Annotated in this window: 19 protein-coding genes; 6 read left to right on the top strand and 13 right to left on the bottom strand. The window is 58.9% G+C overall.

Annotation, left to right across the window (positions count from 1 at the left end; translation table 11 throughout):
- Positions 1-67 precede the first annotated feature (67 nt).
- From PW789_RS04290 to PW789_RS04260, 7 genes are all read right to left on the bottom strand, one after another.
- Positions 68-2620, bottom strand: a complete 2553-nt coding sequence (locus tag PW789_RS04290) for an ABC transporter permease (RefSeq protein WP_299371928.1) — start codon at positions 2618-2620, stop codon at positions 68-70.
- Positions 2621-2664: 44 nt separating this feature from the next.
- A complete protein-coding gene (locus tag PW789_RS04285) occupies positions 2665-3021 on the bottom strand; it encodes a hypothetical protein (RefSeq protein WP_299371925.1) in 357 nt (118 codons plus the stop codon).
- Between the two features lie 23 nt (positions 3022-3044).
- Positions 3045-3755 (bottom strand): ABC transporter ATP-binding protein, encoded by a 711-nt coding sequence (locus PW789_RS04280; protein ID WP_299371922.1) that lies wholly within the window; start codon positions 3753-3755, stop codon positions 3045-3047.
- Positions 3756-3777: 22 nt separating this feature from the next.
- Positions 3778-5037, bottom strand: coding sequence for an efflux RND transporter periplasmic adaptor subunit (locus PW789_RS04275; protein ID WP_299371919.1), 1260 nt, complete (start codon positions 5035-5037; stop codon positions 3778-3780).
- Positions 5038-5237: 200 nt separating this feature from the next.
- Positions 5238-6653, bottom strand: a complete 1416-nt coding sequence (locus PW789_RS04270; protein ID WP_299371916.1) for an L-fucose/L-arabinose isomerase family protein — start codon at positions 6651-6653, stop codon at positions 5238-5240.
- Between the two features lie 73 nt (positions 6654-6726).
- Positions 6727-8211, bottom strand: a complete 1485-nt coding sequence (xylB, locus tag PW789_RS04265) for a xylulokinase (protein ID WP_299372039.1) — start codon at positions 8209-8211, stop codon at positions 6727-6729.
- A gap of 116 nt (positions 8212-8327) precedes the next feature.
- On the bottom strand, positions 8328-9617 hold the full coding sequence (locus PW789_RS04260; protein WP_299371913.1) for an ROK family transcriptional regulator: 1290 nt from the start codon (positions 9615-9617) through the stop codon (positions 8328-8330).
- An 81-nt stretch (positions 9618-9698) separates the two neighbouring features.
- Here PW789_RS04260 and PW789_RS04255 point away from each other — a divergent pair, with 81 nt between their 5' ends.
- A complete protein-coding gene (locus PW789_RS04255) occupies positions 9699-10670 on the top strand; it encodes a 2-hydroxyacid dehydrogenase (protein ID WP_299371910.1) in 972 nt (323 codons plus the stop codon).
- 56 nt (positions 10671-10726) lie between these two features.
- Here the strand turns inward: PW789_RS04255 and PW789_RS04250 are convergent, their stop codons facing one another.
- From PW789_RS04250 to PW789_RS04235, 4 genes are all read right to left on the bottom strand, one after another.
- Positions 10727-11101, bottom strand: coding sequence for a hypothetical protein (locus PW789_RS04250; RefSeq protein ID WP_299371907.1), 375 nt, complete (start codon positions 11099-11101; stop codon positions 10727-10729).
- Between the two features lie 118 nt (positions 11102-11219).
- On the bottom strand, positions 11220-12464 hold the full coding sequence (locus PW789_RS04245) for a sensor domain-containing diguanylate cyclase (protein ID WP_299371905.1): 1245 nt from the start codon (positions 12462-12464) through the stop codon (positions 11220-11222).
- Between the two features lie 200 nt (positions 12465-12664).
- Positions 12665-14098, bottom strand: coding sequence for a sodium:solute symporter (locus tag PW789_RS04240; RefSeq protein WP_299371902.1), 1434 nt, complete (start codon positions 14096-14098; stop codon positions 12665-12667).
- Between the two features lie 24 nt (positions 14099-14122).
- The gene (locus PW789_RS04235; protein WP_299371899.1) at positions 14123-15070 is read right to left on the bottom strand and encodes a YihY/virulence factor BrkB family protein; all 948 of its coding nucleotides are present in this window, start codon (positions 15068-15070) and stop codon (positions 14123-14125) included.
- A 204-nt stretch (positions 15071-15274) separates the two neighbouring features.
- Here PW789_RS04235 and PW789_RS04230 point away from each other — a divergent pair, with 204 nt between their 5' ends.
- The 3 genes from PW789_RS04230 (at position 15275) to PW789_RS04220 (ending at position 18839) form a co-directional block, all read left to right on the top strand.
- Positions 15275-16186, top strand: coding sequence for an MBL fold metallo-hydrolase (locus tag PW789_RS04230; protein WP_299371896.1), 912 nt, complete (start codon positions 15275-15277; stop codon positions 16184-16186).
- Positions 16187-16261: 75 nt separating this feature from the next.
- On the top strand, positions 16262-17125 hold the full coding sequence (locus PW789_RS04225; RefSeq protein ID WP_299371894.1) for an aldo/keto reductase: 864 nt from the start codon (positions 16262-16264) through the stop codon (positions 17123-17125).
- 115 nt (positions 17126-17240) lie between these two features.
- Positions 17241-18839, top strand: a complete 1599-nt coding sequence (locus PW789_RS04220) for a DUF5060 domain-containing protein (protein WP_299371891.1) — start codon at positions 17241-17243, stop codon at positions 18837-18839.
- On the opposite strand, the gene PW789_RS04215 is transcribed toward PW789_RS04220, so the two are convergent.
- Together PW789_RS04215 and PW789_RS04210 are read right to left on the bottom strand one after the other, a co-directional pair.
- Positions 18836-20212, bottom strand: a complete 1377-nt coding sequence (locus tag PW789_RS04215; RefSeq protein ID WP_299371888.1) for an NAD(P)/FAD-dependent oxidoreductase — start codon at positions 20210-20212, stop codon at positions 18836-18838. The two genes, PW789_RS04220 and PW789_RS04215, sit on opposite strands and share 4 nt — an antisense overlap.
- Positions 20213-20402: 190 nt before the next feature.
- Entirely contained in the window at positions 20403-20603 is a 201-nt protein-coding gene (locus tag PW789_RS04210; protein WP_299371885.1) for an allantoinase, read from the bottom strand.
- Between the two features lie 90 nt (positions 20604-20693).
- Between PW789_RS04210 and trxB the strand changes: the two genes are divergently transcribed.
- Both trxB and PW789_RS04200 read left to right on the top strand, forming a co-directional pair.
- Entirely contained in the window at positions 20694-21647 is a 954-nt protein-coding gene (gene trxB, locus PW789_RS04205; RefSeq protein ID WP_299371882.1) for a thioredoxin-disulfide reductase, read from the top strand.
- A 2-nt stretch (positions 21648-21649) separates the two neighbouring features.
- The gene (locus PW789_RS04200; protein WP_299371879.1) at positions 21650-22204 is read left to right on the top strand and encodes a GNAT family N-acetyltransferase; all 555 of its coding nucleotides are present in this window, start codon (positions 21650-21652) and stop codon (positions 22202-22204) included.
- The last annotated feature ends 11 nt before the right edge of the window (positions 22205-22215 follow it).

The following is a 22215-nucleotide window of genomic DNA, read 5'->3' as shown; positions in this document are numbered from 1 at the left end:
GACTCCCTAAATGCGTGTCTTGCCTTCCGGACACATTCGTCCGGCTTCGTTCGTTGTTTCGTTATGCCTACTCTGTCCGCAGGGCTTTCACTGGGTCGGTCGAGGCGGCTCGCTGCGCTGGAATCAATCCCGCAAGGCTGGCAGCAAGCGTCAATGTCAACACTGCTCCGCCAAGCACGATCGCATCGTGCCCGCCCACCCCATACAGCTGCGATTGAACAAAGCGCGCACACATCCATGCCACGGGGATACCAATCGCCAGGCCGATTCCAGCCTGCATCATCGCCTCGCGCAACACCATGGAGACGACGCTTCCACGGCTAGCCCCCAGCGCCATCCTCACACCAATCTCCGGCGTACGCTTTGCCACCGAGTAAGCCGTCACACCGTACAGACCTACCGATGCCAGGATCAACGCAAGGATACCGAACATCAGAGTCAGCTGCGCCAGCAAGCGCTCTTGATCGAACTGTGCACGGATCTGTTCGCCGAATGTCATAAACCGAACGACGGTCAGGTTGGGATTAATATTGGCCAGCGTATGGCGAACCTGCGACTCCAGGCCATCGACTCTTCCCTTGGTCTGGATCATGATCGCTCCAACATACAGAGAACGGACGTCGCCCTCCGGACTGGTATGGGCCACCTGCAGCAGCGGACGGAAGTACATCGGCCGAACAGGATTCCGCAAATTGTTGTACTTCACATCCGAGACCACGCCAACGATCTCCCAGTCACCAACGCTCTCCATTCCGGAGACACCGAAATGCGCGCCAAGCGGTTCCTGGCCATTGGGAAAGAACTTTTTCACAAACGCCTGATTCACAACGACCACGGGCGCAGACGTCGCCGTGTCGTGAATCGTAACGCCGCGTCCACGCACGATGTGGTGGCCAACGATGTCAAAGTAATCCGGGCTGACGCGCAGCCAGGAGGCCCCAACCTGATCTCCCATGCGAGGCTCCGGTCGCCCCTGCAGGAAAACTCCCTCTCCCCAGTTATTGCCCTCCAGCGGTGTATAGAGCGATAGAGAGACCTTCTCCACTCCTGGTATCTGCTTTAGATTTTGTTCGATCTGGTCGTAGACACCCTGGAGCTGATCCTGCTTCAATCCCGCATTCTCAGGGCTGACATGAACGACATACCGATTGTCCGTGATCACTCCGAAGTTTTGATTCTCCAATCGCATCAGGCTCTTCGCCATCAACCCCGCGCCAACCAGCAGAACCAGCGACAGCGCCGCCTGCAAAATCACCAGCGAGCGCTGCACGATACCCGAGCGATCGCTGGTCGTCCGATTGGAGCCGCGCAGCGCCTCCGCAGGCTGTGCATGCGACGTTATCCATGCCGGAGCCACACCAAACAGCAGTCCTGTCAGCAGCGAGATGAGAAAGGCAAAGCCAAGAACCGGCAACGATGGGTTCGCATCGATCGGCAGATCTGTCGATCGCGGAAATGCCATCACAAGCAACAGTCGTGTGCCGATATAAGCGACCACGAGACCTGCAAACCCTCCCAGGCATGACAGCAGCACACTCTCCGTCAGCATCTGGCGGATCAGCCGCTTGCGCTGCGCTCCAAGCGCCATGCGGATCGAGGTCTCCGCACGCCGCGCCATACCGCGCACGAGTACAAGATTCGCGATATTGGCGCATGCAATCAACAGCACCAACCCCGAGACCGTCATCAACAGCCGCAGTCCTTTGCCGAATTGTTGCTGCATGTTGGCGATACCAGCACCACCCGGCGTCAGTACGACGTGTGACTCCATCAGGCTCTTGTTCAAATCCTTCTTCTGGTACAGCGGCAGGGTCGCGAGATAGTTACGCAGCGATCCGCTCACCTTCGCCTGCAGCTGAGCAAGATCGGTATGCGGTTTGACCCGGCCTAGAAGATAAAGCCAATTCGATCCACGGCCATGCAGCAGGCTGGTCGGATGTGCCGGACCAAATTGCGGCTCCAGAACCATCGGGATGTAGAAGTCGGGAGGGCTATCCGTCATCCGGTCACCGTAAAAGGCAGGCGGCGTGATGCCAATGATGGTCACCGGATACGTATTCAGGATGAACGTGCTACCGACTACCGACGGATCGGAGTTATAGTCCCGCTGCCACGCCTGATAGCTCATCACCGCGCCCATCGGAGCGCCGGGCTTGTCGTCAGACGGCATCAAAAGGCGTCCTGCGAACGGCTTGAGGCCAAGCACATCGAAGTAGTTGCCGGTAACCATCTCTCCGCTCGCAGGCTTCGGCAACGAACTTGCGCCCTTGCTGCGGGCCGTGAGATTTCCCTTCCAGATACCAGCCTGCACCGCTGCCAGTTGCTCAAACTCCGGCGTGTTGTCACGCAGATGCTGGTACAGCTCCGAAGCAAAGATGGAATAGTCGTTGTCGTCTGGGACGCCGCCATTCACGCAGCAATCGTCGCGATCGCCGATACGCACCAGCGTCGTCGGGTCCGCCACGGGAAGATTGCGCAGGAGCACGGCGTGCACCAGCGTAAAGATGGCAGCATTGGCTCCAATTCCGAGCGCCAGAGTGAGGATGGCCGTGATGGTAAAGCCAGGGGCCTTACGAAGCTGACGCAGCGCAAACCTGATGTCCTGGATCAGTCGATTCATCGCACACTTCCTCTCAACTCACGCACTTCGTTACTGAAATCGATCTATGCCATGCTGCGCCGATACGCGCCAAAGCTTTGCGTAAACTTCATCTGCGCATCCACAAGTGCGGCACGCATGCCGGCGACCGGAACACTCAACTCCACGGTGTACTCATTCAGCCCAACGACCACGGTGAAGCCTGGAATCTTTTCCTCGCCGCAGTCCACGATGGACTCCATGCGCTGCAGCAGACGCGAAGCGTGATGACCGGTCCTCGCGGGGGCATCGTGATCCGCCACCAAGCGAAGGTTCTTCCCGTCCGCCTCGTAGAAGATTGCGCCATGCAGCCCCATGCCGAACACGACTGCCAGCAGCACGCCGGCAGCCGTCCACGGCATCTCGTGCATCGTCTGTCTCATCTCATCCAAATACGTCATCATGGCTACACCTCGGCCATCAGTTGACTGAGCTCTCCTTCGGCCACGACCTTGCCATCGAAGAGGTGAATCTGGCGTTCGGCGTGCGCGGCAAAGCGGGGATCGTGCGTCACCATGCAGATCGTCGCTCCTTCATCGTGCAGCTCCTTCAACAGCTTCATCACGGCCTCGCCATTCTTCGAGTCCAGGTTTCCAGTAGGCTCGTCCGCCAGCAGGATCGACGGTGAACCCGCCAACGCACGGGCCACAGCAACGCGCTGCTGCTGACCGCCAGAGAGCTGCGCCGGATAGTGCCGCATGCGATGCGCCATATTCACGCGCTCAAGGGACTCCTGTACGCGCTTCTTGCGCTCGGCAGCCGGCATGCCCGTGCGATAGGTAAGTGGCAGCTCGACGTTCTCCGCCACGCTCAGATCGCCGATCAGGTTGAAGCTCTGAAAGATAAAGCCGATCTCCTGATTGCGAATCCGCGAGCGGTCAGCAAAGTCGAGGTTCGCGACCTCTTTGCCGTTCAGCTGATAACGTCCGCCCGTCGGCGTGTCCAGCAGGCCAATGATCGACAGCAGCGTCGACTTGCCGCAGCCCGAAGGACCCGACATCGCCACATACTCGCCACGCTCAATCTGCATGTGCACGCCGGAAAGCGCGTGCGTCTCGATCTCATCGGTGTAGAAGACCTTCGTCAGCTGCTCGATCTCGATAATCATCTCTGCCATCTGCTCTCTCCTTATGTCTCCCCTACTCGAGGCGAATCCTGTCTGTGTTATCCCAGCGGCTCATGTCCGACAGAATCACCGTATCCCCTGCCTGCAATCCTTCAATCACCTGGATCGCGTTGACCGACGCCTTACCAACCTTGACCGGAACTCTGACTGCTCCTTTGCCGTCTGGAGTCAGCTTGAAGAGACTGATCGTGCTGTTCTCGTTCCCAAACGCCGGACGGCCCACGTAAAGCACATTGGCCAGACGATCGAGATCGATCTCTCCATCCACACTCAGGTCGGGACGCGCCCCCTGCGGCAGCGCGCCACTTAGCTCTACGTCAACCGTGACCGTTCCGTTCACTACGGCGGGGTCAATTCGCATCACCTTGCCTTCGATCACGCCATTATGCGTGTCAATCTCCGACGGCTGGCCAATCTGAATGTCCCGCGCCTGCGTCTCCGCGATCTTCAGACTCGCCTTCAACTGGTCCAGCTGGATGACCTTAGCCAGCGTCGTTCCCGGCGCAACATGCTCTCCAACCTGATGCGGCATATCCGACAGTACGCCGCTGATGCCGGCCTTCACGCTGAGAGCGTCCTGCTGCTTCTGCTTGAGCGCCAGCATGGCCTGCGCCTGCTCCACCTTGGTCTGCTGCACCGCGACCTGGGTCTCGATTGCCCTCTCATTAACGGTCAGTCGCTGCTTTTCGATCCCATCGCGCGTCGTCAGCTCATCGGCCTTGCCCTTGGAGGCGTTATACGTCAGGCCGCTGATTACGCCGAGGTCATACAGAGACTTATCGGTCTGCGCCTGCAGCTTTGCCTGCTGAAAGTCGGCGCTCACCGTCGCTGCGCCAGCCTTTTGCGTCATCAGGTCGCTCTGCAGCTTTGCCTTCACGTTCATCAGGTCGGTCTGTGCCGCTTTCAACTGCAGCTGCGCGTCCAGCAACTCCTGCTGCACCGTGGGATCGACCAGATCCATCAGCACCGTATCCGGCTGCACCTTGGCTCCAGGCAGCACGCGAATCCTGACCACCGTCGCCTCGGTCTCCGCCGGAATCAGCCGAATCCTGTCCTCGCGCGGAACCAGCGAACCCGGCCCGCGGACCTGACGCAGCAGCGGCCCCTGCTTGACCGTGTCCGTCCACACCGTCGCACGATCCACCGTCGGCGCCGCAGGCTTAAGCCGAGAGATAAACAACGCTACCACTGCCAAGAGAACCACCAGCACACCGCCGGCGATCCACTGTCGCTGCTGCTTCTTTTTCTTAAGGTCTGGCCTTTGAATGTCCATACGGCATAAATAGAAAGCACTTGGCATGCCAAGATTAGCTATTTATTTTCAATTACTTGCTGGAACTGACTCGTTCCGGACTGTTCACCCTCGCATTCACGTGTCCAAAAGTGGACACCGGCAGGTCCCAGTGGCTGCCTTAAAAGCAGAAGCGCACAGCTTCTTTGCCGTGCGCTTCTTCCTCATCCTCAATCGGGCAGTTACTCGTGGACCGACATCCCCCAGCCAAGGTAGTTCTTTGCGGCCTCTTCGACAGCTGCGGCACAGTGCGAGAAGTTTGCCGCAACATGATGCTCGAATCCGTTCTCGCAGATATACCGCAGCAGCTTCTGCATGTTCGGAATCTGAACGACACCGGCTCCACCAAAGGTGTCGAGCGCATCGTCGGTGAAGTGACCTTCGCCGACGTAACCTTGAATTTTGCCCGTGAAGTCATCGGTCGAGAAGCGGGCGAAAGTCATCGCGCCAGCCTTCACCTTGCCGTCCAGCGTGCCGTAGGTCTGCTCCTTGCCGACCGTTCCAGCGATGATCTGCTGGAAGTCCATCTTCACACCGCCTTCGCGGAAGAAGTGCTTCGGCAGGTTGGAGCAGTGGAAACAGACTGCCTTGTCCGGGTCGCCGCCGTAGTTGTTGTTCCAGTCCAGCAACGCCGAAGGCGTCTCGCTCGCCAGGGTCAGCGCATGCATCGACAGCGTTCCCATCGTGTCGACTTCGCAGGCGCTGGGCAGCAGCTTCTCGCTCATCATGCTCATAATCGTGCACGGTACGACGCCGAAGAACTCCTCCATCGAGGTCCAGCACTGCACCGAGGTCACATCGAGGTCGTTGGACTTCATCCAGCCGTCGATCACAACCCCCAGCTTCGACATCTTGATCAGCGCTGCCTCAGGCGTGTTATTCGTCGGCAGGTAGCTCTTGATCGCGGCCAGCTTCTCCTGCACCCCGCCATCGGTGTCGGGCAGCTTGGCGATACGGCCGAAGACCTCGCTCAGGTCCAGCGTGTCGACGGTGATGCCGCTGTTCTCCAGCAGCTTCTCTGAGTAACGCACCGTGTTGAAGGCCGCAGGACGAGCGCCGATCGCGCCGATGCGAAGATTCTTGAAGCCGCGCACAATGCGGCAGGTCGCGGCAAAGGTCTGGAGGTCCTTCTCGAACTCCGGCGACGCAGGGGCCTCGGTGTGCAGCGTGGTCAGCGTGTACTTGATGCCGTACTGGCGCAGGTTGTTGCAGATCGACATCTTGCCGCAGAAGCTGTCGCGACGGAAGGCAATGCTCATCTTACCGGCATCGTCGGGCGTCGCCTGAATAAGCACCGGCACGCGCAGGTCTGCCAGTCGCAGGGCATCGGCCATTCCACGCTCTTCGCCGAAGTTCGGCAGCGTGATGATGATGCCGTCGATCTCCGCAGCATGCTTCTTGAACAGTGCCGCGCAGATCTTGGCCTCCTCGTAGGTCTCCACCGCACCGAAAGACGTCTCTTCAGGAGAAGTGACCACCACCTTGTGTCCCTGCTTCTCGATCGCGGCGATCATCTCCGTCCGGCCCGTCGCAGCCAGGTGGCTCGGGAAGAACCCACGATTTCCAACAATCAGTCCAAATGTCATCTGCCGCGCCATCGTCAACCCTCGATCCTTCTTCGTTTATTAGCGTCCCACGTCTCGCGCAATCGGCTTCAAACCGTTGCATCTTCTACTTCGAAAAATAAAGCTCTTTCAGCCTTCGGCGATACGTGTTTCTGGCTGCATCGTATCCTGCGGCACGCTCTGCGTTCGGCCGCATCGTCCTGCCCGGAGCCACCTTCACCATGCGTTGGGCCAGCTCTTCGTAGCTTACCGGGGCACCGCTATGAACCGAAGCGACCTGCATAGCCTGGATTGCAGCGCCGAGACTGCCTGCTTCTTCCTCGACCGGCACCTCAATCACGGCGCCGGTCGCATCCGCGAGCAACTGACGCCATGCGTTTGACTTCGAGCCGCCACCAATGACGTAGATGACCTCTGCCTTCTTGCCCTCGAGGATGAGATTCAGCCCTTCCAGCACACCGAAGCTGACGCCCTCGATCACGGCACGAACCAGATTCTCCGGCGTGAAGTTATTTGCCGAAATACCCACCAGCGATCCCTTTGCCTCGGGCAGATCAGGCGTGCGTTCTCCATGCAGGAAGGGGAGAAACGTGAGCCCTCCTGCACCCGGCATCGTCGCCTCAAGCGCAGGCTCAATATCGGCCACCGTCCGCCCCAGAACCTGCAGCGTCTGCGTCACCACGTTGGTCGCATTCATCGTGCATACCAGCGGCAGCCAGCCATCCGACGAGGCACAGAACGGCGCCACGTTCCCGCTACGATCCGTCGAAGGAGCCGACATATGCGTATAAACCGTCGATGACGTTCCCAGACTCAGCGTCACAACACCGTCGCGCACATTCCCCGTGCCGATGGCGCCCATCATGTTGTCCCCACCGCCGGGAGACACCACACAGCCCTCGCTGATTCCAAGCTCAGCCGCAATCTCAGGGAGCACCGTTCCAACAATCTCATCGGATTGGATAAGCTTCGGCAATGCAGCAAACAGCTGCCCGCTGCCGCCGTCAATCGCATCCAGAATCTCCCGTGCCCATGTCCTTGTGCGCGGATCGAAATAGGCTGTACCCGACGCGTCACCATATTCGGCGCACATCTGGCCGGTGAGCCAGAAGTTCAGATACTCGTGCGGAAGAAGTATGTGACGTACGCGAGCAAAATTCTCCGGCTCTACCTGCTTCAGCCACAGCAGCTTCGAGACGGTGTAGCCGGTCAGCGGCAGGATGCCGAAGCGCTCCATCATCGCTTGCGGGCCACCAAGCATCGCTACGATCTCAGCATTCTGCTTTGCCGTCTCAGTATCGTTCCAGAGCTTCGCTGGACGGATGACTTCGAAATGGTCATCCAACACGACCAGGCCATGCTGCTGGCCGGAGATGCCGATCGCCTGAACGTCGTTTCGCCCAGCAGCGGCCAGCGCCTGCTGAACCGAAGCCTTCAGGGCTTCGACCCACCACCGTGGCTCCTGCTCGCGCCTGCCATTTTCGCGCTCAATCAGGGCATGAGGCGCATAGCCCCGGCCTGCGGCCACACCCGCTTCGTCAATCAGAAGGGCTTTCGTTCCCTGCGTTCCACAATCGATCCCCAGATACATAACACTCACTCTCGTCTTTGCGGATGCTCAGAAAAAGCAGGGAAAAATATTTATTTCTGCACAAAAAATAAATTCCGCGTTTGGGCTTTGTCAATGACGACCTAAGAAGTCGTAATTCACTGCCGAGGGGCCATGGAAGCCTCTCTTGCAGGCAATGCCTTTCCATCGTGCGTCGAACGGTGAAAGTACGTGTGACGGTGCAGCAAAATGGCAGCCGCGCCGCTCAGCCGAGCCGAGCGCGCATCTCCCGCCGGCGTCAGCCGGGGAGGCTTCCCTGCAAGCATCCGGGCCGCGAGCTCTTTGCGAACACGGCCTTCGATCATCGGCCATACTGACGTCAGCTCTCCTGCAATCAGAATCAACTCCGGCGCCAACACGGCCGTAATCAGGCGCAATCCCCTGCCCAGCGCCGTCGCCTGGTCTGCCAGCACCTTGACTGCGGCCTTGTCACCCTCCCTGGCACGCGTCAGAAGCTCTTCTATGTCGGCAATCTCCTCTTCAGGCGCCATTTTGCGGTAGCGCTCCAGAGCCGTCCGCGACGACGCAAACACCTCCCAGCACCCGCGCTGGCCGCAGCCACACCTCGGCCCCTCAGGATCGATCGGGACATGCCCTATCTCCCCCGCCAGACCATTGAAGCCATACACCAGCTGGCCACCGGAGAAGATCGAGGCACCGACTCCCTCACCCACGGCTACAAGTACGGCACTGCCTATACCATCCAGGCTGCCATGCCAGAGCTCCGAAGCAAGGCAGGCATTGGCGTCATTATCCAGCTCCACCTGCAGCTTCAACTTCTCTTCCAGCGCACCTTTTAGATCGTAGTTGTGCCACTTCAAATTGGGGGCCATCAGGATGCGCTGCGTCGCCGGATCGACGCGCCCCGGAACACTGATGCCTACGCCCTCAAAGCGCATTGCGGCAAAACGTTCGCGCAACCTGCCTATGCAGAGGAGAAGCCGCTTCACCGCTGTTTCAGGACGCGCCCCCACGGGCACCGTCTCCTGTGCCAGCAACCTCCCTGTCAGATCGATGACAGCAACAATCGCTCGATCCGGACGCAGGTCAATCGCAAAGATCGCTACGTCGTCACTGATCGAAACCATCGTCGAAGGGCGGCCACGCGAACCACGCACGATCTCGCCCTCTTTCACCCACCCTTCCTGCAGCAGGCTGTCGACGATCGCCGAAATTGTGCTCGGCTGCAGGCCAGAGAGCCGGGCCAGGTTGACACGTGAGACCGGCTGATTGAACCGAATGAACTCGAGGACGATATCGCGATTGATCTCCCGCGCCAAATCGCTCGTGGCCAGCGATGCCGTCGTCCGATCAATCCGTCGAACACCACGTATCCGCTCGATCGGAGATGAAAGACTGCTGCCCTGAGCCACAACCTGCTTTTTCATTCCCGCAATCATACGGCACCAGCATCAGGGCTCACTGTGGGAGGTTTCCTATTTGCCATAGCTTCATGCACACTCAAGAACATGGTAAGAGTTGGCGTCGATGAAAACATAGCGTCCGAGCTTCTGTCCGTCTTCCCCCCAGAAGCCGAGATTATCCGCATTCCTCGAAACACCACATCGGTCATCGATGTGGACTTCTGGATTCTTCCCTTCGCACGAAGGGATGCAGGTGAGACCTTCAAGCGACTCCGCGATGTCAAGGTTGTGCAGTCGCTCATGGCAGGCGTCGACTGGATCCTGCCGTGGCTGCCGAAAGACATCGCTCTTTGCGACGGCCGCGGCATTCACGACATCTCCACCTCGGAGTGGGTTCTGGCCGCCATCCTGGCTTCAGTCAAACGGTTCCCGCATTATGCCGCACTTCATGCCAAAGGCGAGTGGGCCGGACAGGCCTCCGTCAAAGACGGCTTCCTCAGCGAAGGTGGCGTTCAGACCGGTCTCTATCGGGTTCTCGGCGACGATCTCGCCGATAAAACAGTCCTCATCGTCGGATACGGCTCGATTGGAGCTGCCATCGAGGCACGCCTTCATCCATTCGGAGTCAATATGCTTCGAGTCGCCCGCAGCGCAAAGCACACACCCAAGGTCCACCCGATCAACGAACTTCAGCATCTTGTTCCGCAGGCCGATATCGTCGTCATGATCGTACCGCTGACGGAGAAGACTCACGGCATGATCGACGCATCGGCACTTGCGATGATGAAGCCCGGCGCACTGCTGGTGAATGCGGCGCGCGGTCCGGTCGTCGACACCAAAGCGCTTGTTGACGCGCTCCAGTCAGGTCGAATCAGCGCTGCGCTTGATGTCACGGATCCCGAGCCACTTCCCGCAGACCATCCCCTGTGGTCGGCGCCCAACTGCCTGATCACACCGCACGTCGCCGGCTCGACACCACAGTTTATTCATCGCGGCTTTCGCTTTGCGGCCACCCAGGTACGACGCATGATCGAAGGCGAGCCGCTCGAAAATATTGTCTCCGAGCACGGCTACTAAAAGCAGAAGCCGCGCCTGATCAAAGGGCGCGGCGCTCTCTGCCTGATGTCTACAGACTACATACGGCGGGTGCGAGGGACGCGGGGAAGATCGTCGTCGTAGCCGTCGTCATCCTCGTCCTCATCTTCATCATCATCGTCGTCGTAGTAGCCATCTTCCTCTTCTTCGTCTTCATCCTCATCGTCGTCATCTTCGACGTCGTCGTCTTCTTCATCCTCGAAGTCGTCGTCCTCGTCTTCATCCTCGTCGTCGTCTTCTTCATCATCTTCTTCGTCGTCTTCGTCTTCGTCGTACTCATCCTCATCGTCATCCAGGCTGCTGGGCGCAGCGAGAACTTCCTCGTACACGACAGACTCGGTCGGGTTAAGAACAAACGAAGCCATAAGCTGTAACGATTCGAAAACTTCCTGCGTGATGGGCTCGGTGGCCATGAACAATCTCCTGTGGCTCTATTGTATGTGGGCTCTCTCCCTGCCAGGCGACAGGAAGAAATCAAATTTTCTACTCATATGACGAACGAAGAGAGCAAAAATAGCACTCTTTTTTCGCTTACGCCTCAACTTCTATTAATGCAGACATCCGCAGCTTCTGTTCGTACATCCTCTGATCAGCCAAACGTCGCAGAAGCACCTCGTCGCCAGCATCGTCCGGGTAGATGGCAACGCCGACGCTCGCCTTCACCATCAATTCATGATCAAGGATGCGAAATGGCTTCTTGAAGGCATCGACGATCCGATCCGTGTTTGAGTTTACGATCCTGGCCGAAGGAACTTCCACGGGGAGATCGACCGAGACGATAATGAACTCATCGCCGCCGAGCCGCGCCAGCGTATCCGTGGGACGGATTGCCTCGCGCAGTGCATCACCGATCTGCTGCAGCAGAATGTCGCCGACCTCGTGCCCCAAAGAATCATTGATGGCCTTGAAGCCATTCAGGTCGATCATGACCACGGCTATACGCTTACCGCTCTGCCGCGCATTGCGGATAGCCATCTCCAGCCGTTCCTCAAAGAGCCGCCGGTTGGGCAGTCCCGTCAGCTGATCGTGCGAGGCAAACCACTCATTGCTCGCGACCTGCCGCTCCAGCATAACCAGCAGCATCCCGATTGCGACCAGAAACTTCTGCCAGTCCCAGATTGCCGCGGCTATGCTGTTGTATTGAGGCCTGGCCGTCACCCAGGAGTGCAGCAGAAACACGAAGGCCCAGATCGAAAAGCCCGTAACAATCGCTATACGGCCGAGACTCTGTCGCGGAAGGCTGCCGTAAAAGACAATAGCGACCGAAAGATAGACCACAAATAACGCAATGTAAGCCGCATCGCGGTACATTCCCGCAGAGGCGAACAGCCACGACGGTATCCAGATCGCAAGAGGCAGAGGAATCAACCACCATGCCTTGCCGATTCGCAACGATCGTAACGCAAGAAAGGGTAGGACAATCGCGAGCATGATCCCGGTCAGGGCAACCGCGCGATAGGGGCCCGGGCGATAGATATCCATGGCATAGATCGTCTGGAGAACCATCAGCGGAACCGCCGTGAACAGCAGATACGTCAGCGTCGGCCGTCGCGGGCAACGATCCTTGGCACCGGCCCATAAAAAGAACATGCCAGCAGCAAGATAGGCATCAAGCGCAACAATATGCACTGGAATATGCTGGGGGCCGGACTTGGTATAGAAGACGTGGGCGATCGCCTCGATAAAGATGAACACCAGCCCGATGATCCACAGTTCAACGCCCTGTTGCGGATGGCGGCGCCTTAGGGCAAACAGGATCGCGAGCAATGTAGCCATTGCAGCCAGATCGGGAATGAGCTGGATATTCATCTAGTCTGGCTGTGTTGGATTTCCCTTTAGCTCACGATAGAGGCTGCGCGATCCGGCTATTCTGTCGCACTGGCGGTTTTCCCTAAACATTAACCCAAGCGGAAGAGTTCGTCGATGGTCCTTTCGGTGCATCTGCATAACGAGAGTTCCCCCAACGAGAGTATCCCTTAGACAACTCCAACGTCTCTTCCATCCTGCCGTCCTGCCAGGCTGACCACAAAAAGGCATACCAGTGACGCCGCGAGCGCCGGAAAGATCGCATCCCGCTCCCCGATCACCTGAGGCAGGTGCGGCGCGACAAAGTCCCAGCTCACGGTAACCACGGTTCCAACCCCAATACTGGCGACCGCCGCCGCCGAGGTCGCCCGACGCCAGAAGAATGCCGCCAGAATCACCGGCGTCAGTGCAGCCGAATAGATCGTGTAGGCGTACAGTGCCTTCTTCAAGACCGATTCTGTTCCAAGCGATTGAAAAAGCGACCATAGGCCTAACAACACCACCATCAGACGACTCACAATCAGAATCTTTCGATTGGAGGCCTCCGGCTGCATGTATCGGACATAGATATCGTTGACCAGGTTCGTCGCCGGGGAAAACAGCCAATTATTGGCCGTGGAGATGATCTTGGCGAAGATCGCCCCCATCAGCAACGCGCCCAGCAGACGCAAGGGAGCGGAAGCGTTCTCAAAGCCATGCAGTCCGCAGTAGGCCAGGATCTCGCGCGGAGCCTTGCTGACTTCTCCGGAGGGGAAGAGCGCCGATCCCGTTACGGCAATCGCCACAATGACCGACTCCAGGATGACCGTCCCGATGATCCAGCCCACCACCGCCCGCCGGGCGTCCTTCTCCGACCGCGCCGAAAAGAACTTCTGGTACATCGACTGGTTGCCCAGCAACAGCAGACAGGTCGGCAGGAACAGCTCCAGGCACTGGATTGGGCGAAGATCGTCGAAAACCGTAAAGTGCGAGGCCGGAAGCGCAGCATGCACCGCCTCCCACCCACCGGCTTTATGAATCAGCATCGGCAGCGCAAGACACATGGTGAACGTCGCCAGCAGGCCGATAAACAGGTCCATGTAGGCTACCGACGACATTCCGGCGATCGAGGTAAACACGATGACGAAGGCGGCCAGAATATAGCGGCCCATAATCGGCGTGATCATCTGAGGGAAGATCAGGTGCAAAATGTCGCCGCCACCGATGAACTGGTAGCTGGTGATCGCGGTGTAGGTTAGCAGAATCGCAATCACACCCAGAACACGCGCCGTCTGGTTGTATCGCGCCTCCAGCAGGTCAGGAATGGTGTACTGAGCGAACTTCCGGGCGCGTGGAGCGATGAAGTAGATCAGCAGCAGGCCTGCCCATCCCCCGGCAGCCTGCCATAACGCAACAAAGCCATGCTTGTACGCGTTCTCCGCGCCCCCCAGCAGCGACCCGGAACCGATCCAGGAAGAGAGCAGCGTGAAGACCAGGACAAACGCCGGAAGACTACGTCCTGCGACCAGGTAATCGGCTTTAGTCTTGACCTTACCCAGGCGGGCAAGCGAAACAGTCAACAGAGCAAAGACAATCGCGGCAAGGACGGCAGCATAAAGATTCATCGCGTGCTGCGATTGTAACCGGCCTCACACAATTCCGTCGCCTAGCTCCGGCACCGGCTCACCGCTTCCTGCGAGGAATCTTTCTGCCGCTGCAGCCTCGATCTCACTGTTGATCTCGGCCCCAAGCAGGAGCATGAACGCGGTCAGATAAAACCACATCAGCAGGATGATCACAGCCCCTAGAGAACCGTAGGTGAGCGAGTAAAAGTTGAAAAAATGCAGGTAGAGGCGCAGCATGAGCGAAGCAATCAGCCAGCCCAAAATTCCGAGTGCGCCGCCGGGCGTCAACCAGTGCCACCTACGCGCACGCACCCCCGGAGCCCCGTAATAGATCACGGCAAAAGACATAATCAGCAGCGCCACCGCAAGGGTCCATGCCACCATGCGCACCAGCAGCGCCACCAGAGCCGCGGCAAAAGGACTCGCCAGTTTCGCATGGACCAACGCTGCAAAAAAATCGCCGCCGAGCATACAGGTCAACGTCAAGGTGCCCAGCACCGAGAGCACGACCGTCAACGCAATCGCAGAAAGGCGCGCGCGGAAGTACGATCGCTGGTCCCGTAGCTTGTACACCGTATTGAGCGCATCCTGGATCGCGGAGATACCCACCGACGCCGACCAGACCGAGGCGATCAGACCGAAGGTCAATTTGCCGGAGGTCGCATTCGCTGTCGTCTCATTGAATGTAGCCAACACCATGCCGAGGGCGGAGGTGGGAACCACGAGTGCCAGGTACGCCAACAGACTGGCATAGATCTCTGATGCTGAGCGCGCCGCCAGCCCCAGGATCGAACTCGCGCTGAAAAGCGTCGGAAACAGGGCGAACAAAAAAAAGAAGCCCAGTTCGGCGGAACGCCCCAGCAGGTTGTCATCCCTTAAAGATTGCCAGGTACGACGTACGATTACGCGCACTGGCGTGCCTTCCAGATCCCACAACGAACGCAGGGGCGAGCGGGAGATATAGTCCCACACCCGCTGCGGCGCCGCCTCCGTAAAGCCGACGCCTTGCGCTCCATCGTGATATGGGCCTGAAAGCAAAGAATCTTCCTCTCCTGCGCATGGCGACTGCCTGCATGTGCATCAATTCCTTCGCTTGAGATGCCAAACCGGCCCTGCAGGTCATCACGGGGAGAATCTCGCGCCCGAGAATATGCATCTATCCTTGGAGTTGTGGAAGTGAACGCCTACGCACGTCGGCTCTGGCAGCAACGTCCCTTTGTCCTCACCAAGCTTGGACAGCTCTGGCGACTGGTGCGCGAGAGCCACGAGCAGCCAATCACAGGCGATCCGCGTCCTCCAGAACTTGTATCCCCGGGTCAACTTGGCATCACCTTCATCGGTCACTCGTCTTTCTTCCTGCAGATAGGTGGCAAAAACGTCCTGATTGATCCCGTCTTCTCGCGCCGCCTCATCCTGCTCCGCCGACAAAGTCACCCCGGAGCGTTACCCAGCCAGTTGCCCCCTATCGACCTTGTGCTGGTCACGCATGCGCATATGGATCATCTCGATCTCGCATCTCTGCGCCTCATCCTGCGTTCCAACCGCCGCGCTCGATACCACGCTCCGGAGATCGTCGTCCCCGCCGGAGTCGATGATCTCGTTGCCTCCCACGGCTTTCGCCAGGTTCACACCTTGAGCTGGTGGCAGCAGATGAATATCGGCAATCTCACTCTCACCATGACCCCGTGCCGCCACTGGGGCGCGCGCATGTTTCGCGACACGCATCGCGGCTACGGCGGTTACGTCATCTCGTCCGGAGAACACTCCGTCTACCACTCCGGCGACACGGCATGGTTCGATGGCTTCGCCGAGATCGGACAGCGGCTCCATCCCCGCGTGGCCCTGCTTCCCATCGGGGCTTACTTTCCTGATAGCTATCGCACCGTGCATGTCAGCCCCGAAGAGGCCGTCCAAGGCTTCCTCGCCTGCGGCGCCGAACAGATGATTCCCATGCACTTCGGCGCCTTTCGCCTGGGTCGCGAGCCGATGGGCGAGCCCGAGGCGCGGCTACAGGCAGAGGCCGCCAAGCTCGGCATCAGCGACCGTATTCGCATCCTCGCCGAAGGCGAAACGCTTCTTCTGCCTTAGCCATTTCAAGCAGCAGTTCGAAGAAAGCTCTGCGCCACCCCAATCTTCTTCTCCACGGCAAGCATCGAATGATGCATGAGCACACCAAACGCAGCAGAGAGCGGAAACTTTGTTTTAGGCGGTGACATGCCCGTCCATCGCCTGGGATACGGCGCCATGCGCATCACCGGCAAGGGCATATGGGGAGAACCCGCGGATACAGAAGGCGCCAAAAAAGTCCTGAAGCGTGCCGTCGAGCTTGGCGTCAACTTCATCGACACTGCGGATTCCTACGGCCCTGAGGTCTCGGAGCGCCTCATCGGCGAGGCCCTCGCTCCCTACCCCAAGGGAGTCGTTATCGCGACCAAGGCAGGGCTCACCCGCCAGGGCCCGGATAAGTGGCTCCCCGTCGGCCGTCCCGAATACCTCGAACAGGAGGTCGAGATGAGCCTGCGTCGCCTGAAGACCGAGCGCCTCGATCTCTGGCAGCTCCATCGCATCGACCCCAAGGTTCCCGTCGAAGAGTCGCTTGGCATCATCAAGAAGCTTCAGGAGCAAGGCAAGATCCGCCACGTCGGCCTCAGCGAGGTCAAACCGCACGAGATCGATCAGGCCCGCCAGGTCATCGACATCGTCAGCGTCCAAAACCAGTACAACATCGGCGATCGCAAGCACGAGGACGTCCTCGAATACTGCGAGAAGCACAAGATCGCCTTCATCCCCTGGTTCCCTGTCGCCGCCGGCAAGCTGGCTCAACCTGGCGGAAAGCTTGACGAGGTCGCCAAGCGTCACGGTGCCACCGTCTCGCAACTCTCGCTCGCATGGCTGCTTCATCGTTCGCCCGTCATGCTGCCCATCCCCGGCACCTCGTCGGTCAAGCACCTGGAAGAAAACGTCGCCGCCGCGAGCGTCAAGCTCAGCGACGCTGAGTGGAAAGAGATCGAAGACGCCGCACGCTAAAAGACGACACGAGCTGCTTGCATAAATATGGAGCCGCCCTGCGACTTCATATTTATGCAAGCAGGAAAGATGTTGCGCGCACACATGAAGTTCGCCGCTACACTGGCTAACACCTATGAATCGCCGCGAGATGTTGAAGTCGTCTGCCGCCGCTGCACTTACCCTGCGATCCAAACATCGAGCATTTTCTGAAGCACCCGCACCGCGTCCCATCCCGCAATACGATATCTTCGAAGCCACGCTCGAAGGGCCTGCTACGGGCAATCCCTTTCTCGAGATCACGCTCAGCGCCACGTTCACGCTCGAGCATCGCAGCATCGTCGTCGACGGCTTTTACGACGGCAACGGCAGCTACAAGATCCGCTTCATGCCTGACACACAGGGCAGTTGGAGCTACACGACATCAAGCAACACCGTAGCGCTCAATAACAAGACAGGCCGATTTACCTGCACCGCACCCGGTAAGAGCAACCATGGCCCGGTCGGCGTTCGTTACACCCATCACTTCGCCTACGCCGACGGAACACCCTACTTCCCCTTCGGCACCACCTGCTACGCCTGGGTGCACCAGGGCGATGCCATGGAGCAGGAGACGCTCGCCACCCTGCGCACTGCTCCCTTCAACAAGATCCGCATGTGCGTCTTCCCCAAGCACTATGAGTACAACCACAACGAGCCGCAGTTCTATGTCTTCCCACGGCTTCAGGGTCCCAGCGACGAACACCCGCAAGGCATCAACGACTACACCCGCTTCGAGCCAGCCTTCTTCGCTCACTTCGAAAAGCGGCTCGCTCAGTTGCGCGAGATGAACATTGAGGCCGACCTTATCCTCTTTCATCCCTACGATCGCTGGGGCTACGCCGGCATGGCGCCCGAAGTCGATGAGCGTTATCTTCGCTACCTTATCGCGCGCCTCGCTGCGTATCGCAACGTCTGGTGGTCGCTCGCCAACGAGTTTGACCTCATGAAGGCCAAGACCCGGCAGGATTTCGACCACCTGATTCATGTGGTGCAGCAGTTCGATCCCTATCAGCACCTGCGCTCGATTCACTACTCGAAGACGATGTACGACTATGCAAGCCCCGCTATCACCCATGCCAGCCTGCAGACCTACGACTTCGACTCTGGCCCGAAGTGGGCGAAGGAATGGAACAAACCCATCGTCTACGACGAGGTGCAGTACGAAGGAAATCTCCGCAGTCGCTGGGGCAATCTCACCGGCGAGGAGATGACGCGCCGATTCTGGCTCGGCATCGTCGCCGGATGCTACGTCACCCACGGCGAGACCTATCTCAATCCAGAACTGAAGGCAGAAGAGAGTTCAACGCAGAAGATCTGGTGGTCGCACGGCGGACGGTTAAGCGGCTCCAGCCCGCAACGCATCGGCTTCCTGCGTACTCTCCTCGAAGAGTCGACCCGCCGCGGCTTCGACGCCACCGAGAATCCGTATTACCTCAACGCCTCAAGTACACACAGCGGGAAGGGCGCCCCCGAAGCCATCCTTTACTACTTCGACTTTCATCAACCTGGCGAGTATGAGTTCCCTCTCGGCGACGCACACTACCAGGCCGAGCTGATTGATCCGTGGGAGATGAAACGCACACCGCTGACCGGAACCTATACCGGTAAAGCTCGGCTGACGCTGCCAGTCAAACCGTATCAGGCCATCCGCTTTAGCCTCGCCGGGCAAATGCCAACGTCTCCCGGTGTCTAACTCGTCTTGGTCGTCACATTCACTGGCGTACCGACCGTAGCATTCTGCGCTGCGTGGTACTCCTCATCCCAGCCCGTAAGCTCCTGCGATCCGGTGATCAACCGCGCTCCGTCGGAGAACGTCAGGTACGTCCACGCCCACTGCCGGAAGACCGCAATGCGATTGCGGAACCCGATCAGGAAGAAGATGTGCACGAACAGCCACGTCAGCCACGCGAACAGTCCACTGAGATGCCCCTTGAACGGCCACTTGATGTTCGCGATCGCCGCCTTGCGACCGATCGTGGCCATATCGCCCTTGTCGAAGTAATGGAACGGTTCGTTGAGCCCGGTACCGTCGCTCCCTCGTTCCCCGCTGATCAACCTTCCGATCCGCGTTGCGGCGTAGGTGCCCATCTGCATCGCCGGCTGGGCCACTCCCGGCACCTGGTGGCCGTCCTCCTCTACATGCGCCAGGTCACCGCACACAAAGATCTCAGGATGCTCCTGAGGATTCAGGAACCGGTCGACGATCACGCAGCCGCGGCGATCCACGGGCAGTCCCAGTGCCTTCCCCAGAGGAGAAGCCTGAACGCCCGCGGCCCACAACGTTACCGCCGACAACAGCCTTTCGTCGCTGATCATCACATAACCCGGCTGAATATCCGTCACGCGGGCGCCTGTACGCACCGATACGCCAAGATCTTGCAGCTGCTCTACAGCCTTCTTTTGCAGGTCCGGAGGATAGGCCGCCAGGATGTGATCGCCTCCCTCGAGGATTAACACATGCGCCGTCGCAGGGTTGATGTGCCGGAAGTCCTTCGCCATGTAAAGCCGCGCGATGTCGCTGATCGCACCCGCAAGCTCCACGCCGGTCGGGCCTCCTCCCACAATCACGAAGTTCAGCGGGGGGTGGGTTCCGTGCTCCTGCATCTGCCGTTCAGCCAGCTCAAAAGCCAGCAACACGCGGCGACGGATCTCGACGGCATCTTCGATCGTCTTCAACCCGGGCGCCAGCGCGGCCCAATCATCGCGGCCAAAGTAGGAGTGCGTCGAGCCCGTCGCCAGGATCAGGTAGTCGTACTCCAATTGAGCCCCGGTCTTCAGCTCAACCCGCTGTCCCGCCAGGTCAAAGCCGGTCGCTTCATCCATCAGCACCTCGATATTGCGATGGTCGCGCATGATACTGCGGATCGGCTGCGCGATCTCCGCCGGCGACAGCACCGCCAGCGCAACCTGGTACAGCAGGGGCTGGAAGGTGTGATGATTACGCCGGTCCACCAGCGTCACATCCACCGGCAGCTTTGCCATATGGATGGCAGCGTTCATTCCGGCGAATCCGCCACCAATCACGACTACACGCTTGCGCACAGCTGCCATCGACCTATCCGCCATCGCTCAGTGCTCCTGGGATATCGCTCTATCTAACTCTTTTGATGCGGCACAACCGTATTCCGCACTCACTGTTTCAATGGGCGTCTCTATACAGGCATGTTGCGGCACATACGCACTGGGCGCGCACGAATCGTTTCGTAGATCAGGGGGAGAAAAACCGGATATCTCCAAAGACCAGGGGGTAAAGCCCCTAGATCTCCGGATAAAAGTCGAAGAAGGCATCGAGACTCATCTTCAACTGTGCCTCAATCTGCTCCCGGCTGCCCTCAAGGACGTGCATTGTGACCTGTGCCTGGTTGCCATTCTTCAGCTCGATCGGAGCATCACCCACCCGGGCGATCTCGTCGGCGGGCAGCAGCCTCATACCATAAACCAGCGTTAGATTTGCCATAACAAGATTCTAGATGCGGATTCGGGAATGCCGATTCACGCCGCTGAATCTTTTACCGGTCGCCGCGCATTTACACTATGGAAGTCCATTATGAGTGAAAATACGACTCGCGATACCGTCATCCTAGGCTCCGGCTGCTCCGGACTTACTGCCGCCATCTACACCGGCCGCGCCAACCTCAAGCCGCTCGTGCTCGAAGGACATGAGCCCGGCGGCCAGCTCTCCATCACCACGCTGGTCGAAAACTTCCCCGGCTGGCCCGAGGGCATCCAGGGACCAGAACTGATTGAGAACATGAAGAAGCAGGCCGTTCGCTTCGGCGCTGAGCTGAAGATGGCGCACCTGAACTCCATCGATCTCACCAAGCGCCCGTTCGCGCTGAATATTGGCAAGGAGATCATCCACACCCACACGCTGATCATCGCCTCCGGCGCCAGCGCGCGCTGGCTGAACCTGCCCAGCGAACAGGCCCTGATCGGCCACGGCGTCAGCTCCTGCGCTACCTGCGACGGCTTCTTCTTCTCCGGCAAGGAGATCGCGGTCATCGGCGGTGGCGACTCGGCCATGGAAGAGGCACTCTTCCTCACCCGCTTTGCCACCAAAGTCACGCTGATCAACCGCAGCGAGAGCTTCCGCGCCTCCAAGATCATGCTCGACCGAGCCGTGGCGCATCCGCAGATCGAGTTCCTCACCTCGACCCTCGTGGAAGAGGTGCTGGGCGTTGAGGAAAAAGACGTCAAAGGCCTTCGTCTGAAGAACCGCATCTCCGGCGAAGAATCGATGCTGCCTGTCAGCGCGATGTTCCTCGGCATCGGCCACGAACCGAATGCCAGGGCCTTTACCGGCATCCTCGACCTCGACGAAGACGGGTACATCAAGACGACCGGCAACGTCTTCACCACGCTCAACGGCGAGGTCATCCCCGGAGTCTTCGCCTGCGGAGACATCCAGGACCGCCGCTACCGCCAGGCCATCACCGCCGCCGGATCAGGCTGCATGGCCGCGCTGGAAGTCGAAAAGTACCTCGAAGAGCACGGACGCTGATCATGAATGTGCCGGAGCTCAAGACATCACGTCTTCTGCTCCGGCCCATTCGGCTGGAAGACGCGGACGCTATTCAACCACTGTTCGCCCAGTGGGAAGTTGTCCGTTATCTCAACGCACGCATCCCCTGGCCATTTCCTGCTAACGGCGTTCATACCTTCTACAGAGACATTGCGCTCCCCGGTATAGAGCGCGGCGAAGAATGGCACTGGACGATTCGCCTCCTCGACCGTCCTGATTCGCCTATCGGCGCAATATCTCTTCATCCGAATAAGGATGCGAATCGCGGGTTCTGGATCGCGGCCCAATATCGCAATCAAAGATTTGCAAGCGAAGCAGCCGCAGAAGTCACCCGTTTCTGGTTTGAGGACCTCAAACAGCCGATATTACGAGTAAAAAAGGCGATAGAGAACACCGCCTCACGATCTATCTCCGTCCATCAAGGCATGACCCGTATCGCCATCATCGATGACGATTATGTCTGCGGAAGGCTTCCGACGGAAGTTTGGGAGATCGACCACAGCACCTGGCAAGTTCACAACAAAAGCCGCACTTGAGCGACTCAGGG

The sequence above is a fragment of the Edaphobacter sp. genome (assembly GCF_028283685.1).
Classification (GTDB): domain Bacteria; phylum Acidobacteriota; class Terriglobia; order Terriglobales; family Acidobacteriaceae; genus Edaphobacter.
This window is presented reverse-complemented; position numbering and strand designations above follow the sequence as displayed.

What these genes read in the sequence shown, in the direction of transcription:
- PW789_RS04290 (WP_299371928.1), bottom strand. Translation starts at nt 2,620, where the DNA reads ATGAATCGACTGATCCAGGACATCAGGTTTGCGCTGCGTCAGCTTCGT.
- PW789_RS04285 (WP_299371925.1), bottom strand. Translation starts at nt 3,021, where the DNA reads ATGAGACAGACGATGCACGAGATGCCGTGGACGGCTGCCGGCGTGCTG.
- PW789_RS04280 (WP_299371922.1), bottom strand. Translation starts at nt 3,755, where the DNA reads ATGGCAGAGATGATTATCGAGATCGAGCAGCTGACGAAGGTCTTCTAC.
- PW789_RS04275 (WP_299371919.1), bottom strand. Translation starts at nt 5,037, where the DNA reads ATGGACATTCAAAGGCCAGACCTTAAGAAAAAGAAGCAGCAGCGACAG.
- PW789_RS04270 (WP_299371916.1), bottom strand. Translation starts at nt 6,653, where the DNA reads ATGGCGCGGCAGATGACATTTGGACTGATTGTTGGAAATCGTGGGTTC.
- xylB (WP_299372039.1), bottom strand. Translation starts at nt 8,211, where the DNA reads ATGTATCTGGGGATCGATTGTGGAACGCAGGGAACGAAAGCCCTTCTG.
- PW789_RS04260 (WP_299371913.1), bottom strand. Translation starts at nt 9,617, where the DNA reads ATGAAAAAGCAGGTTGTGGCTCAGGGCAGCAGTCTTTCATCTCCGATC.
- PW789_RS04255 (WP_299371910.1), top strand. Translation starts at nt 9,699, where the DNA reads ATGGTAAGAGTTGGCGTCGATGAAAACATAGCGTCCGAGCTTCTGTCC.
- PW789_RS04250 (WP_299371907.1), bottom strand. Translation starts at nt 11,101, where the DNA reads ATGGCCACCGAGCCCATCACGCAGGAAGTTTTCGAATCGTTACAGCTT.
- PW789_RS04245 (WP_299371905.1), bottom strand. Translation starts at nt 12,464, where the DNA reads ATGGCTACATTGCTCGCGATCCTGTTTGCCCTAAGGCGCCGCCATCCG.
- PW789_RS04240 (WP_299371902.1), bottom strand. Translation starts at nt 14,098, where the DNA reads ATGAATCTTTATGCTGCCGTCCTTGCCGCGATTGTCTTTGCTCTGTTG.
- PW789_RS04225 (WP_299371894.1), top strand. Translation starts at nt 16,262, where the DNA reads ATGAGCACACCAAACGCAGCAGAGAGCGGAAACTTTGTTTTAGGCGGT.
- PW789_RS04220 (WP_299371891.1), top strand. Translation starts at nt 17,241, where the DNA reads ATGAATCGCCGCGAGATGTTGAAGTCGTCTGCCGCCGCTGCACTTACC.
- PW789_RS04215 (WP_299371888.1), bottom strand. Translation starts at nt 20,212, where the DNA reads ATGGCGGATAGGTCGATGGCAGCTGTGCGCAAGCGTGTAGTCGTGATT.
- PW789_RS04210 (WP_299371885.1), bottom strand. Translation starts at nt 20,603, where the DNA reads ATGGCAAATCTAACGCTGGTTTATGGTATGAGGCTGCTGCCCGCCGAC.
- trxB (WP_299371882.1), top strand. Translation starts at nt 20,694, where the DNA reads ATGAGTGAAAATACGACTCGCGATACCGTCATCCTAGGCTCCGGCTGC.
- PW789_RS04200 (WP_299371879.1), top strand. Translation starts at nt 21,650, where the DNA reads ATGAATGTGCCGGAGCTCAAGACATCACGTCTTCTGCTCCGGCCCATT.